The organism is Chitinophaga sp. SYP-B3965 (assembly GCF_009647655.1).
Lineage (GTDB): Bacteria > Bacteroidota > Bacteroidia > Chitinophagales > Chitinophagaceae > Chitinophaga.
On record NZ_WJFD01000003.1, the window covers coordinates 411,325 to 426,010 of the forward strand.

General features: G+C 43.6%; 11 protein-coding genes. 7 read left to right on the plus strand and 4 right to left on the minus strand.

Features of this window, described 5'->3' with window-relative positions; translation table 11 throughout:
* The first annotated feature begins 163 nt into the window (after positions 1 to 163).
* From GFS24_RS19455 to GFS24_RS19480, 6 genes are all read left to right on the plus strand, one after another.
* On the plus strand, positions 164 to 1,330 hold the full coding sequence (locus GFS24_RS19455) for a TIGR03364 family FAD-dependent oxidoreductase (protein WP_153662291.1): 1,167 nt from the start codon (positions 164 to 166) through the stop codon (positions 1,328 to 1,330).
* Positions 1,331 to 1,443: 113 nt separating this feature from the next.
* Positions 1,444 to 4,617: a SusC/RagA family TonB-linked outer membrane protein gene (locus GFS24_RS19460; RefSeq protein WP_216647452.1), complete on the plus strand. Its 3,174-nt coding sequence runs from the start codon at positions 1,444 to 1,446 to the stop codon at positions 4,615 to 4,617.
* A gap of 18 nt (positions 4,618 to 4,635) precedes the next feature.
* On the plus strand, positions 4,636 to 6,144 hold the full coding sequence (locus GFS24_RS19465; RefSeq protein ID WP_153662293.1) for a SusD/RagB family nutrient-binding outer membrane lipoprotein: 1,509 nt from the start codon (positions 4,636 to 4,638) through the stop codon (positions 6,142 to 6,144).
* Positions 6,145 to 6,278: 134 nt separating this feature from the next.
* A complete protein-coding gene (locus GFS24_RS19470) occupies positions 6,279 to 6,836 on the plus strand; it encodes a hypothetical protein (RefSeq protein ID WP_153662295.1) in 558 nt (185 codons plus the stop codon).
* Positions 6,837 to 6,854: 18 nt separating this feature from the next.
* Positions 6,855 to 7,946: an acyltransferase gene (locus GFS24_RS19475; protein WP_153662297.1), complete on the plus strand. Its 1,092-nt coding sequence runs from the start codon at positions 6,855 to 6,857 to the stop codon at positions 7,944 to 7,946.
* 5 nt (positions 7,947 to 7,951) lie between these two features.
* Positions 7,952 to 9,115, plus strand: coding sequence for a glycoside hydrolase family 130 protein (locus GFS24_RS19480; protein WP_153662299.1), 1,164 nt, complete (start codon positions 7,952 to 7,954; stop codon positions 9,113 to 9,115).
* A 3-nt stretch (positions 9,116 to 9,118) separates the two neighbouring features.
* Here GFS24_RS19480 and GFS24_RS19485 read toward each other — a convergent pair whose 3' ends face one another.
* From GFS24_RS19485 to GFS24_RS19500, 4 genes are read right to left on the minus strand one after another with little or no spacing between them, the layout of a single operon-like run.
* Positions 9,119 to 10,723, minus strand: a complete 1,605-nt coding sequence (locus tag GFS24_RS19485; protein ID WP_153662301.1) for a serine hydrolase — start codon at positions 10,721 to 10,723, stop codon at positions 9,119 to 9,121.
* A 50-nt stretch (positions 10,724 to 10,773) separates the two neighbouring features.
* A complete protein-coding gene (locus tag GFS24_RS19490; protein ID WP_153662303.1) occupies positions 10,774 to 11,343 on the minus strand; it encodes a dihydrofolate reductase family protein in 570 nt (189 codons plus the stop codon).
* Positions 11,344 to 11,352: 9 nt separating this feature from the next.
* Positions 11,353 to 11,829, minus strand: a complete 477-nt coding sequence (locus GFS24_RS19495; RefSeq protein ID WP_153662305.1) for an SRPBCC domain-containing protein — start codon at positions 11,827 to 11,829, stop codon at positions 11,353 to 11,355.
* Positions 11,830 to 11,833: 4 nt separating this feature from the next.
* The gene (locus tag GFS24_RS19500) at positions 11,834 to 12,265 is read right to left on the minus strand and encodes an ArsR/SmtB family transcription factor (RefSeq protein WP_371731225.1); all 432 of its coding nucleotides are present in this window, start codon (positions 12,263 to 12,265) and stop codon (positions 11,834 to 11,836) included.
* Between the two features lie 80 nt (positions 12,266 to 12,345).
* On the opposite strand from GFS24_RS19500, the gene GFS24_RS19505 reads away from it, so the two are divergent.
* Positions 12,346 to 14,673, plus strand: coding sequence for a glycoside hydrolase N-terminal domain-containing protein (locus GFS24_RS19505; RefSeq protein ID WP_153662307.1), 2,328 nt, complete (start codon positions 12,346 to 12,348; stop codon positions 14,671 to 14,673).
* Positions 14,674 to 14,686: the final 13 nt, after the last annotated feature.

The following is a 14,686-nucleotide window of genomic DNA, read 5'->3' on the forward strand; positions in this document are numbered from 1 at the left end:
TAAATAGAGGCCTGATAAATTAATTAATTTAATTAATACGGTTAATATATAATTAAGAATTATGTAACAATTCCTGACCCTAAAAAGCACTTGCAGGCATATACATTTGTACAGCTGGCTTCACTTTCACAACATTCCTAAAATTAGATAAATAAAACAGAAAATGGTAAGATCAGGTTATGATATAATAATTGTGGGTGGCGGTATCCTTGGAATCTCACATGCTTATTATTGCCTGAAAGCAGGATATAATGTTGCATTGATAGAACGTAATTCCTATGTGCAGGATGCTTCTGTGAGGAATTTCGGACAGGTGATACCTTCCGGGTTCAGTAGCAAGTGGCAGGCTTATGGTTTGGAAAGTCTCCGTTTTTATAACGAGGTACAGCAAAAGGTTGATATAACAGCTCGCAAAGAAGGTACTGTATATATCGCCAGCAATCAGGAAGAGGTACAGCTGATAGAAGAACTGGCAGCTATCAACAAAAAAAACGGTTACATCTCACAATTGTTATCGCAAAACAACTGTCTGAACATGTACCCCGGTATCAATGACAGTTACGCTAAAGCCGGTTTGCTCTTTCCCGAAGAGGTGGTAGTTGATCCGCGCAATGCTTTACCCCGGCTGATCGATTATTGCGTTGAACAGTTATCCCTCCATTATATTCCGAATACTACTATTAAGGAGATTGTACATACGAACGGTACAGTAACCTTAGAATCCGTTTCAGGAAAGAAATGGACCGCAGGCAAAGTGTTTGTTTGCTCCGGTAATGAATTCCAGTTACTATACCCCGATCTGTTCAGCAAAAGTGATATTAAGATCGTGAAGCTGCAAATGATGGATACGATGCCACAGGCGAATGTGAAGATAAAAGGTGGCGTATTAACCGGCTGGACCATCAGGCGTTATGAAAGCTTCCAGGACTGTCCATCCTGGGCTGACATTAAAAGCAGGGAAAACAAAAACGACTTTCATCAGCAGCATGGTGTGCACATCTTATTTAAGCAGTTACAAGATGGTTCTGTTGTTATAGGAGACTCCCATCATTATACCCCTATAGCAAAAAGCGCCGTTCCGGATTTTGATACCGATGCGGCCCTCAACAGCTATATGATAGAAGAAGCTAAAAAGATCTATTCACTTGATAACTGGCAGCTCCGCAATACCTGGCTGGGCTTCTACGCACAATGCGAAAGCAGGGAAATATTCAGAGAAACAATTGATGAGCATATTCACATCATTACCGCCATCGGCGGAAAAGGCATGACTGCATCTCCCGGTTATGCAAAAGAAACGGTCGCCGAGCTTTTATCAGTTAATGTATAGATCCTGGAAAGAAAAGGGCCTTCAACTGCGAATTGAAGACCCTGCATTTGTTTCAGGTTAAAAATTTAGATCTGTTCTGACATAATTTTTCAATCCTTAAACCTGGCAAATATATGAAAAGCAAATTTTACGGTGAACAATTGAAAAGAAATGCCCGCGGGGCAATACTTCTGCTTCTGGCAGCATGTATGTCCCTCAATGTTTCAGCCTTCTACCAGGCTTCTCCTTCCATCGAAAAAGGCAGGGTAATATCCGAAGCCGGAGAAGTCCTGCCCGGCGTTAGCGTACAAGTAAAGGGTACCTCAAGAGGTGCCTTCACTGATGCAAACGGTGAGTTTAATATTAACGCCGCCAATGGCGATGTACTCGTTATTTCCCTGATGGGTTTCACGCAACAACTAGTGCCTGTTAAAGCAGGAAGCCCCATTACTGTTACATTAAAACAGTCCGTTGCCGACCTGAACGAAGTAGTGGTAACAGCCCTGGGTGTTAAAAAGGAAAAGAAGGCAGTAGGTTACAGTGTGCAGGATGTAAGTGGTAAAGACCTGGTAAAAGCCAGGGAACCCAATGCCATCAGTTCACTAACAGGAAAAGTAGCAGGCCTTACCATCTCCCCCAGCCCCAATCTTTTTGGCGATCCCGGTATTATGCTACGTGGCAGGACCGGCGTACTGATCGTTGTAGACAACGTTATTGTAAAATCTGATTCCTGGAACCTCTCTCCGGACGACATCGAATCCTATTCCATATTAAAAGGTCCAAGTGCTGCAGCACTATATGGCGCACTGGGCATGAACGGCGCCATTATCATCACTACCAAACGCGGCACAAAGAACAAACGTGGTTTTGCCGTAGACTTTAATTCCAGCACACAATGGCAAACCGGTTATAACGCCATCCCGAAATACCAAACGGAATATGGCGCCGGTGATGGTTTCAAGTATGCCTTTAAAGATGGTATGGGCGGCGGCATCAACGACAATGATTATTTCATCTGGGGTCCCCGTTTTGAAGGGCAGCCCATTACACAATATAACAGTCCCGTTGATCAGCAAACCGGTAACCTGCAACCACTTCCATGGCTGGCCAGGGGTAAGGATAATCTGAAGAACTTCCTCCGTGATGGTATCCTCAGCACTAACAATATTGCCATATCCGCCAACAATGATAAAGGTGACATCCGCCTGTCCATCACACAAACCTATCAAAAAGGAACAGTGCCCAATTCACAGATCGCCTCTACCAACTTTAATGTTACCGGCGGGCTGGATGTAAGTAAGAAAGTTCGTTTTGAAACCAACATCAATTATAATAAACAGTACACCAAAAACTACCCTACACTGGGTTACGGGCCGCAAAGCCTCATATACCTGATCACGGTTTGGGGTGGTACAGACTATGATATCCGTGATCTCCGCAATTACTGGAAACCCGGTAAAGAAGGAATTGAAGTATATAACAGGGAATACACACTGTATAACAATCCCTGGTTAGTAGCCTATGAAAACCTGCGCGGTTATTACAAAAATGACTTGTACGGTTACGTGAAGATGGATTATAAGATCACAGACAAACTCGCATTCAACGTCCGCACCAATGTGAGTACTTATGACCTTACCCGTACTACCCAATATCCTTACGGCGGTACTTTCTACAGTCCATACAGCAAGATAGGCGGATACACAGAAGAATGGTCCAAACTCTGGGAAAACAACACAGAAGCATCGCTGAGTTATACAGATAAATTCTGGAACAATATCAACTTCAGAGGGGCCGTTTTCGGAAACCTCCGTACACTCTCTGCCAAACAGATCAGTGGCGCCACCAAAGGAGGATTAATTGTTCCGGGAGTATACAAACTCTCCAATACCAAGGAGCCAAACTCTCCTACCAATAGCAGCGCTGTTAAACAGGTAGCCAGTGCATATAGTTTTGTTGACCTCGATTATAAAGGATATGTGTACCTCAACCTCACCGGTCGTTTTGACCGATCCTCCACATTACCGCAAAAGAACAATACCTACTTCTACCCTTCTGCTTCCGTAAGCACTGTACTGTCAGACATGTTCCGGTTGCCCAGGGCAATATCTTTTCTTAAACTGAGAGGATCATACGCGAATGTTGCAGGAGACCTTGGCACAGAGCCTTATGACATCTTCAACCTCAACCCCACCTATTCCGAATATGGAACAAGATGGGATAATAATGTAGGTGTAGGTTACTCCGGTACTTTGTATAATCCTGATATCCTGTCTTCCCGCGTTAAGAACATTGAAACAGGCATGGAGATCCGTTTCCTGAATAACAAGCTGGGAGTAGATGTGGCCTGGTTCCGGAATGTTGAAGGCCCGGGGATCCAGTATGTAACTGTATCCAACAGTTCAGGCGTTACCTCTGTACAAAAGAATGCTTATACCTATATACGCCGTGGATGGGAAGTAGTATTGACAGCAGCACCTGTATCCGGGAAAAATTTCAGCTGGAATATATTGGGCAACTGGTCCACCAACCACCGGTGGCTGAAAGAGATTGATGGCGTATTGCAACGGGATGGTAACATCCGCCTTGGAGAAAGAGCCGACGGTTATTTTATCACCGATTTTCAACGGGACGGGAACGGCAATATGATTGTTGGCAGTAACGGATTCCCCGCTTATAATCCATATAGAAGCAAGATCGGATATAGCGATAATGATTTCATTGCAGCCATTAACAACAGCTTCCGGTATAAATCTTTTAACCTGTCATTCCAGGTAGACGGACGTTTTGGAGGCCTCATCAACAATTATTTGGATGGCTATCAGTGGAGTGCCGGCACGCATCCAGCATCCGCCAGTGAATATCGTTTCCTCGATTGGACCAACAGGAATAATCCCAGCTGGAAAGGTTCAGTAATGACGAACGGGCAAAAGATCGTCAGCGGACAGTTAAGTACAGACCAGGATGGCAAAGTGATCACCGATACAAGAAAGTTTGAACAGAATAATGTACCCGTTCTCTGGCAAACATGGGCACGAAATTTCTATCAATCAGGTGACCAACTGGCCAGGAACAGGACCTATCTAAAATTGCGGGAAGTGATCCTCAGCTGCAATGTGCCTTCCGGGTTGCTGAAAAGAGTGGGAAGTATCCAAAGCGCCAGCGTTTCACTTGTAGGCAGGAACCTGCTATACTTTACCGGTAAAGGAACACAGAGCATGGACCTCGACCAGTACACAGGCAGTGTATCCGATTTCCAAACACCTTCCGTGAAAAGCTTTGGCGTAAACCTCAATCTTACTTTTTAATCTTAAAGACGCAGAATCATGAAAAGCACTATAATATTACTTGCCTGTGTTCTGATGAACATTATAGCGTGTAAGAACATCGACGAGTTGCAGAAAGACCCGAACGCCATCACCAATCCACATCCCCAGCTAATTCTAACAGGATTATTGCTGGACATGCGCTCAAGCCCCTGGGGAGGAGATCAGCAGAACAACCAGTATATGGTGATCAATGAAGCTTATTACGGCAATCAGTCGTATGCATGGGGAGCAGGTAGTACTGCAGGATATAATCAACTGAGGAATGTAGTGCGACTGGAAGCAGAAGCGGAGAAAAAAGGAGAAGAAGGCAAACCCTATCTTGCCCTGGCAAAGTTTTTCAAAGCTTACTTCTTCACGGAAATGACGGTGATGCTGGGTGAACTTCCTTTAGGAGAAGCACTAAAAGGCCCAACAGAAGGCATCTTCCAACCTAAATTCGATACGCAGGAAGCAATCTATAAACAATGTCTGCTATGGCTGGAAGAAGCCAATGCAGACATCACACCACTCGCAGAAAAAAAAGCAACCGTTGGCGGTGATTTTTACTTCAAAGGTAACATGAAGAATTGGCAACTACTGATCAACTCTTATCGCTTAAGATTACTCATCAGCCTTAGCAAACGCGCTATCGATGCGCCCAATCTGAAAGTCAGGGAGCAGTTTGCAGAAATAGTCAACAATCCTGCAAAGTACCCACTGATCCTGGAGAATACAGACAATTTCAAACTGGTATACAACAGCGCATCCCGCGATAACAATTATCCCTTATGGCCGGCAGATGGTGTGGTAGTTAAACGGGATCTGAGAAACCACATAGGTGATACTTACCTCAGCATTCTCTCTGCTACCAAAGATCCAAGAATATTCGTAGTGGCCACCCCCACGGATTCAGCAAAAAATTCCGGCGATCCTGGTTATGCGGCCCGCTTTACTTCCTTCCGTGGCGGTAAAACCGGAGAGTTACAAACAACACTTAAAGATCAGGCTGTTAACGGAAAATTATCCAATATCAACTTTGATTACTGGGTAAGCTCTCCTTCAGGAGTGCCATACATTATGTTCGGAGCCGCCGAAACCTCCTTTACCATTGCCGAAGCTATCAACAGAGGCTGGGTAGCCGGCGATGCGGCTGCCTATTATAAGAAAGGTATCACACTCTCCATGAAAACCTATAGTATCAGTGATAATGATATAGCACAATACTTCCTCGCAGACCCCACAAATAATTATGCCGGGGATAATGTAAATGGATTGAATCAAATCCTCAAACAGAAGTATGTGGCCTTCTTCCAGAATTCCGGCCGGGAGGCGTATTATAATTACCGGAGGACGGGAGTGCCTGCTTTTCATATCGGGCCTGCCAATGAGAATAATAACCAGATACCCGTGAGGTGGGCTTATCCTACATCAGAGTATACTACTAATGAAGTTAATCTTAAAGCATCATTGCAGCAGCAGTATAATGGTTCTGATACACGGAATGATGTTATGTGGCTGGTGAAATAACTGCCTGGATTTTTTTGGATGCAAGGCCCAAAAGATAAAAAAGCGAAGAGAAATAATTCTCTTCGCTTTTTGCGTGAAAACAGCCTTCCATTAGCTTTGGAATGTAACTGGTAATTTCTATCTTTATTGATCATATGATCTATACTTTAATTGGACTTGTTGTTTTGGGTGGGCTTATTTTTTATATAAGTTACAAACAACGCGCTAAGCAGACAGAAAATAAACCATCTGACAGCCCTTACCTGGATTTAAGGAAGATGGCTTTTAATGTTACACCTGAGCAACTGGAACTTTCAATCCCTTCAGGCGAAACCAAAGTATTCGGTGTTATCATGGATTGGGATTTGGGTGAAGGTACTATGTCACTTATTTCTTATGAAACTGGTGATGCAAGCATCTATTTCAGCAGTGGTGGAGGTGTTATTGGTGGAGGGAAACATGAAAATGTAAATAAAGCATCAAAAGAATTTGTATCAAAGGCACAAAATTACCTTGGAAAATCCCTGAGAACTGAAATACTTCCTTTACCAGACAAAAATTGTGTAAGATTCTATTTTTTAACAAACAAGGGGAAATTTGTTGCTCAGGAAACAATGAGTAACATAGAAAATAATTCATCCGAATGGACCCTCTTTTTTGAAGAGGCTAATAATGTGATTACTGAATTGAGGCTTACAACTGAGAAAAAATAAAGCAGGACATACATTAAAATGGATACAAACAAACCCACCGCGGCAATTCTGCAAACAAAACAGCATTTCAATATTCTGGATGGATTGAGGGGCATTGCCGCCCTGGCCGTTGTAGTGTTTCATTTTATGGAATGGGCTTACACCGATTTCAGCAAGAATTTTATCGCACATGGTTTTTTAGCCGTCGATTTCTTTTTCTGCCTTTCGGGGTTTGTGATCGGATACGCCTATGACGATCGTATAGCAAAAATGGGTGTTCTCGAGTTTTTTAAATCGAGGCTCATCAGGCTGCACCCACTGATCATAGCAGGATCAGTATTAGGCCTGCTCGCATTTTTATTCGATCCATTCGGCGGCCATCCCGAATTGTACAACGCCGCTGAGATCATCGTGGCATTTTTGTGCTCATTACTACTAATTCCTTTGCCTGTCGTAGCCGACCGTGGATTCAACCTGTTCAGCTTTAATGCACCGTCGTGGTCATTGTTTTGGGAATATATCGCCAACATCGTTTACGCGCTTGTGCTTTCTAAGATCAAACGAGGCTTCCTGATACTGTTAACCATCATCTCAGCAGTAGCGATTTGCTTTGTAGCTTACCGTTCCGGCAATTTATTAGGCGGTTGGAGCGGCCCAACCTTTTGGGACGGGAGCGCCCGGATATCGTATTCCTTTTTAGCAGGACTACTTATTTACCGTTCCAACTGGATCATCAAAAACAAGCTGGGATTTATCGGCATAGCCATGCTATTGTGCCTTGCCTTTATAATGCCATTTTCAGAATGGAATTGGTTAACCGAACCTTTGGTAGTATTGTTTTACTTTCCTTTGATAATAGCTTTGGGCGCAGGGGCTACGTTAGCACCTCGTTTACAAAAGATCTGCATATTTTCAGGAAAGATCTCTTACCCATTGTACATGACGCATTATGCCGTATTATGGATGTTCGGAAATTATTACACCAGTCATAAGCCGGATACAATGCAACTGACGCTCATCATTATAGCAGGGCTAATCCTGCTGGTTGGAGCAGCCTACCTCGTAATGGTAGTTTATGATATCCCTGTAAGGAAATATCTAAGTGAAAGACGCGTCAGAAAAAATAAATAAGCCCTATGATCAACAAGTATTTTCTTCCCTTAAGCCTGGTATTTATACTCTCTACGAGTATAAATACTTCAGCACAAAATAAAAACATACTCCCCGGTTGGGCGCTGGGCGGCTTTGTCAGGCCGGAAGGTGTAAATCCTGTCATCTCAGTAGACTCAAACACAACATTCCTGGACCCAATGACCAATACCAAAATTCATTGGGAGGATAATGATACCTTCAACCCGGCAGCTGCAGTCAAGGATGGAAAAATCATTGTCCTCTACCGGTCTGAAGATAAAACCGGGATAAAAATTGGTAGCCGTACCTCAAGGCTGGGTTATGCCATTAGTCCGGACGGACTGCATTTTACCCGCAAAACAGCACCTGTTCTTTACCCTGCTAACGATGATCAAAAAGAATATGAATGGCCGGGAGGATGTGAAGATCCTCGTATAGCAGTAACCGAAGATGGCACTTACGTCATGTTATATACGCAATGGAATAGGAAAGTACCCAGGTTAGGAGCAGCCACATCAAAGGACCTGCAGCATTGGACAAAACATGGCCCAATATTTCAAGACGCCCATGAAGGGAAATTTCTTAACGTGGCTACAAAGTCAGCATCCATCTTAACACAGGTTAAAAAAGGCAGGCAGGTTATTGTTAAACTGAATGGTAAATATTTTATGTACTGGGGCGAAAGACATGTATATGCTGCAACCTCAACAAATCTGGTTGACTGGACGCCATTAGTGGACGAACAGGGAGCATTACTGAAACTGGCCTCACCACGAAAAGGCTTTTTCGACAGCGATATGACGGAATGCGGCCCACCAGCTGTAATGACCAAAGAAGGGATCGTTCTGCTTTATAATGGCAGAAACCATGCTGGCGACAGAGGCGATAAACGATATAATGGAGGCGCATATTGCGCTGGGCAAATGCTGTTTGACAAAACCGATCCTACCAAATTGCTGGCCCGCCTCGACGTCCCCTTTTTCAGACCGATGGAATCGTTCGAAAAAAGTGGGCAATATGGAAACGGTACCGTATTTATAGAAGGCATGGCATGGTTTAAGAAAAAATGGTATCTCTATTATGGTTGCGCTGATTCAAGAGTGGGTGTGGCGATATATGATCCGGCCAAACCCATTGATGCCGATCCGATTAGCGACATCAAACCATAAAGATCATTTATTAAAAACTGCAGGTAAGATAAGATCTTCCATCATTCGATCTGCCTGCCTATGTGCATAGGCCATGCCATATGCAGTTGCTGTTAGCACCACAACGAGAGGATGATCTTTAAAGATGAAGATCTTGTTACCACCATTTCCGGAACAGTAATACACTTCATAAAGTTTGCCATTCACACGGTAAGTCTTGTTCCAGAACAGATATCCGTAAAACTCGCCAGGCCGTCCGGTTATGGGTAGTTGATGTGAGAGGCTTTCACTCACCCATTTTTCCGGGAGGAGCTGTTGTTCGTTCCATTTGCCTTTGTTGGCGTACAGTTGCCCGAATTTTGCGTAGTCCAGTGAATTCATGCGGATGCCGCCAGCTGTATTTGCTACGCCTTGTGGTGTATAACTCCAACGGTAGTTGATAATATGCAGCGGTTTAAAAAAATGGTCTGCAGCATACTTTTCCAGCCCTCCGGGAATTATCTTGTCAAGTGTACTGCCCAGCAGCATCACACCGGCTGTAAAATAATGCCACTGTTTCTGATAGCGTACGGTATCCAGCGGCAGGTCCATTGTAAACTTCACCCAATTATCCGTCGGGTACATGTTTTCTTCATTACCAGGAGAGTCTGGATCATTATCATCGCCGGCGAACCGGGAACTCATTGTTAGCAATTCCTTAAGTGTTACCCGTGCTTTTTCCGGAGAGTAATGCTTATAGTTCTCCAGTTGATAGAATTCTCCGAGTGTTTGCTGCGGGGATTGCAAATAACCATCGCGAATAGCGAGGCCGGAAAGTGCCGATGTAAAGGTTTTTCCTACAGAGCGCGTGTTATGAAGACTATCACGCGAGGAACCATTGAAATATTCTTCAAAAAGGATCTTACCATTTTTCAATGCTACCACGCTGGTCACATGCCTGAAAACATCAGCTTCTATATATGCCCGTAAAGTTTTTATCTTATCCTTATCGAAGCTATCAGGAGATGCAACAAGATCATAATAAGGCCTGACAGGAGATAATTTTATAGTTGATAATCTAACCTCTGGCTTACGCTTTACCAAAAGTGCCAGTTGTCCTTCAGCGATTATTTCACCGGTGATCAGACCGGGGCTTTTAACGTAAGGGCGTAAAATAATCTGGAGATGATGCGATCCATCCGTCAGTACGCTGTCACCACCATTATACATAAATCTGTTCCAGGCCGACTGGCTCCACGATCTGCCCTCATGTTCATTGTCGATAAGTGGTTTCGTCCATATTGTATCTGCTTGCTGCTGTGCAGCAAGGGGGGCGCCGGGTAACAATTCGGTTTGATAGATCAGCTTTCCATCAACTAAAAATGAGAACTGGTAATTTCCGACTTTAGCAAGCGAATCCCGATAGATGGAGGGAGCCAGCTCACTCAGATAATCAGTTAGCGGTTTTGACAGCGAAACGGTGAGGTACAGGTTTGTCTTGTTGGACAACGTTAGCTGTTGTATTCCTTGTTCCTTTATCAGCGCATCCTGGCTGAAAAATATCTTGCCGGAAGGACGTTGTGCTGATGTAGCTAAAGCTATTGCAAGAACAGCAACCAATAGGGAAATTCGTAATGAACATTGGAACATGACACGTCATGAATTTAATCCAATATAAGATATTATACTGATATTATTCTTTATCTCTCCACCGTGTAATTCAGTTCAGTTACCCCGGAAGCAAACTGTCTGGTAGTCAATAGTTTTAGTTTTATTTTGTCTTTGATGCCTGCAAACAAGGGAATACCCTGCCCAAGAATAATTGGATTAACAAATAGCCAGTAGCCATCAATTAAGTTCAGTTGCATAAGTGAATGTGTTGCTGTCGGGCTGCCAAAAAGCAAGATGTCTTCACCTTCCTGTTGTCTTATTTCATTTATGCTGTCCGAAAGGTTGTCGCTTATAATTGTTGTGTTATCCAAACCCTCAGCTTCCATCGTTTTTGATAAAACAACTTTGTGAACCTCTTTATACCACTTTGAATGTTCAATGTCGTGTTGGCTCGCTGTCGGCTTGTCTGCTGCGGTAGGCCAGTAACTCTCCATCATCTGATAAGTTACCCGTCCATATAATGCAGTGTCGCCTTCGCCTATCCGTTTACCAACGTGGTCAAAAATTTCCTCATCTACTTTAATCCAATCCATTTCTCCGTTTGGCCCTGCTACATACCCGTCAAGCGATATGTGCATAAATGAAATGATCTTTCTCATAAAATTATTTTATTCGTTAATTAATATATTGAGGTACTCCCCAAGGCGGTTTAAAGTCTGTTTGCCACCTTCGATAGCATTTACCTTTCTGTTTAATTCATCAATAATTTCTTTTGACTTAAATACTGACTTCATTGTCAATAATGTTTTCCCTTCAGCCTCTTCAAATGAAACAGAAACAATGAAGTTATAATCTTCGTTTTCTGCGCCAGAGTGTTTATAAGATAACAGGGAAGGCTTTTTCACTTCTACATACTCAATTTTATTATCCCAATCCCGTCCCATACCATGCATGATAAAATCCCAGATCTTACCTGGTTCTACAGTCATTGATTTAGTAGTTAGCGAAAAACCGTTTGGTCCCCACCATTCTTTTATATGTGCCGGGTTGGTCCATACTTCCCAAACCAGATCTCTTGGAGCATCCAGAAGTCTTGTATGTATAAGAATGTTCCCTTCTTGTTTGAATGTATTGTAGTTTTCCATCTTTCTATTTTTTCTTTTTTTGAATTTTTGCCAGATAGCCTTCCAATGAATCAAGTTTTTTGTCCCAATATTTCCGGTATTGATCTACCCAGGCCGTTACTTCATTTAATTTTTCGAGTTTCGCTTCACAATATCTTTCCCGGCCTTGCTGCTTGATTATAATAAGGCCACAATCGTTAAGGAATTGTATATGTAATGAAACTGCCTGCCGGGTTATATCAAACTCTTTGGCAATGGCATTCACATTGAGTGATTGCCCAGCCAGCATGCCTATAATTTGCCTGCGGGTTGGATCTGCTATCGCCTGAAAAATGTCTCTTGTTTGTGCCATAATGCGCAAGTTATTCCTTGCAAATATATGCGCAAGGTTTGACTTGCGCAAATATTCGCTGATATTTTTGTTGGAGAGGGGAAAAGGCAAGGTCATTTTATCCATTATTAAACAGGTATAATCCATTGCACAGTATGGTAATACAGGGTATTTTTGAGTTCCATCATATAAACTGAACCAGGTCTATGTACAACCGCATTTCTTCTTTATTTATACTCTTGTCTTGCTTATCTGCATCTGTTAATGCACAGCAAAAGCCCTTAAGGTTATGGTATGATAAGCCGGCAAAATTATGGGAGGAAACTTTACCGCTTGGCAATGGCCGATTGGGAATGACCCCTGACGGCGGGCTAACAAATGAAAAAATTGTACTCAACGATATCACGCTTTGGTCAGGATCTGAGCAGGATGCCAATAATTATGAGGCCAACAAAAGCCTTCCGGCTATAAGAAAGTTGATCCTGGAAGGAAAAAATGATGAAGCACAGGCGTTGGTTAACCGTGATTTTGTATGTAAAGGCCCCGGCTCCGGCGGCGCGCAGTGGGGAAAATACCAGACCCTGGGCGCCCTTGAGATCCATTACAACCATAAGGACGAGGATGCCACACCCAAAGACTATAAACGCGAACTGTCCCTGGACAGCGCCATTGCCAGCTGCAGTTATACTTTGAACGAGGTAAAATATAAAAGAGAATATTTTAGCAGTTTTGACGATGATGTTGATATCATAAAGATCAGCGCAGACAAAGCAGGAATGATCAATTGCAGGATCAACATCAACCGTCCTGAAAAGTTTGCTGTCAAAATCGAGGGCCAGCAGTTGCAGATGTCCGGGCAGCTTGATAATGGAACAGATGGTAAGGGAATGCAATACCTGGCCAGGGTAAGTGTTAAGCTAAAGGGAGGAAACGTAAGTGCAGATCAAAACTCCCTGATCATTAAAGACGCGACGGAGCTGATCATTTATGTTTCAGCAGCTACTGACTTCAGAGGGAATGTATTTAAAGAAAAGACGCAGCAATATCTGGCCGCGGCGATGAATAAGTCTTATGCAACACAGAAGGCCAATCACATTGCCAATTTCAGGAAACTGTTTAAAAGATTAAGCATCGATCTTGGATCTGGTAAAACAGAAGAGCAGTCCACCGATTCCCGGCTGGCGGCTTTTTATCAACGCTCAGAATTGGATCCGGGCATGGCCGCGCTTTTTTTCCAGTATGGACGGTATCTTACCATCAGCAGCACAAGAGTTGGCCTGCTGCCTCCAAACCTGCAGGGATTATGGGCTAAAGAAATTAACACACCCTGGAACGGAGATTACCATCTGGATGTGAATGTGCAGATGAACCATTGGCCTGTGGAAGTAAGTAATCTTTCGGAACTAAACCTTCCCCTGGCAGATCTGGTAAAGGGCCTGGTAAAACCTGGTGAAAGAACAGCAAAAGCATATTATAATGCGGAGGGCTGGATCGCCCATGTGATCACCAATGTATGGGGTTTTACAGAGCCGGGAGAAAGTGCATCCTGGGGAGCGGCCAATGCAGGTTCAGGCTGGTTGTGCAACAATCTTTGGGAACATTATGCTTTCAGCATGGATCTGAAATACCTCAAAGAGATCTATCCGGTATTAAAAGGGTCCGCACTATTCTATAAAAGTGCACAGGTTAAAGATCCTAAAACAGGCTGGATGCTTACCTCCCCTTCCGTATCTCCGGAGAATACTTTTTACCTGCCAAATGGAAAGACCGCCAGTATTTCCATGGGACCCACCATCGACAATCAGATCATCAGAGAACTGTTTAACAATGTGATCACCGCTTCTACCATCTTAGGTATCGATGCGGATTTCAGAAAAGAACTGGAAAACCGATTGAAGCTGGTACCTCCTGCAGGAGTGATCAGTAAAGATGGCCGCATCCAGGAATGGATAGAAGATTATAAGGAAACGGATCCTCAGCATCGTCATATCTCTCACTTATATGGCCTGTATCCTGCGGCATTAATTACACCAACCCATACGCCGGCGCTGGCCCAGGCAGCCAGAAAAACCCTGGAAGTAAGAGGAGACGATGGGCCAAGCTGGACCATTGCGTATAAATTATTGTTCTGGGCAAGACTGCAGGATGGCAACCGTGCTTTTAAACTTTTTAAAGAGCTGCTCAAACCAACCCTCAGGCTGGATATCAATTATGGAGCAGGTGGTGGAGTATATCCAAATATGCTGTCCGCCGGACCGCCATTTCAGATAGACGGAAACTTTGGTGCCGCTGCAGGCCTGGCCGAAATGCTGATACAAAGCCATGATGGCTTTATCGATCTGATCCCTGCACTGCCAGATGCATGGAAAGCATATGGAAATGTAAAAGGATTAAAAGCCCGTGGAAACTTCACGGTAGATATGAACTGGAAAGATGGTAAGATCATCTCCTACAGGATAAGCTCCACAAAAGCAAAGAAGGTCAAAGTAAAAGTAAACGGAGAGATCAAAGAGATCACTTCCAAAAGTAATTAGGTTTCATACAAAA

Coding starts and splice junctions, on each gene's coding strand:
- GFS24_RS19455 (WP_153662291.1), top strand. CDS start 164: ATGGTAAGATCAGGTTATGATATAATAATTGTGGGTGGCGGTATCCTT.
- GFS24_RS19460 (WP_216647452.1), top strand. CDS start 1,444: ATGAAAAGCAAATTTTACGGTGAACAATTGAAAAGAAATGCCCGCGGG.
- GFS24_RS19465 (WP_153662293.1), top strand. CDS start 4,636: ATGAAAAGCACTATAATATTACTTGCCTGTGTTCTGATGAACATTATA.
- GFS24_RS19470 (WP_153662295.1), top strand. CDS start 6,279: ATGATCTATACTTTAATTGGACTTGTTGTTTTGGGTGGGCTTATTTTT.
- GFS24_RS19475 (WP_153662297.1), top strand. CDS start 6,855: ATGGATACAAACAAACCCACCGCGGCAATTCTGCAAACAAAACAGCAT.
- GFS24_RS19480 (WP_153662299.1), top strand. CDS start 7,952: ATGATCAACAAGTATTTTCTTCCCTTAAGCCTGGTATTTATACTCTCT.
- GFS24_RS19485 (WP_153662301.1), bottom strand. CDS start 10,723: ATGTTCCAATGTTCATTACGAATTTCCCTATTGGTTGCTGTTCTTGCA.
- GFS24_RS19490 (WP_153662303.1), bottom strand. CDS start 11,343: ATGAGAAAGATCATTTCATTTATGCACATATCGCTTGACGGGTATGTA.
- GFS24_RS19495 (WP_153662305.1), bottom strand. CDS start 11,829: ATGGAAAACTACAATACATTCAAACAAGAAGGGAACATTCTTATACAT.
- GFS24_RS19500 (WP_371731225.1), bottom strand. CDS start 12,265: ATGGATAAAATGACCTTGCCTTTTCCCCTCTCCAACAAAAATATCAGC.
- GFS24_RS19505 (WP_153662307.1), top strand. CDS start 12,346: ATGTACAACCGCATTTCTTCTTTATTTATACTCTTGTCTTGCTTATCT.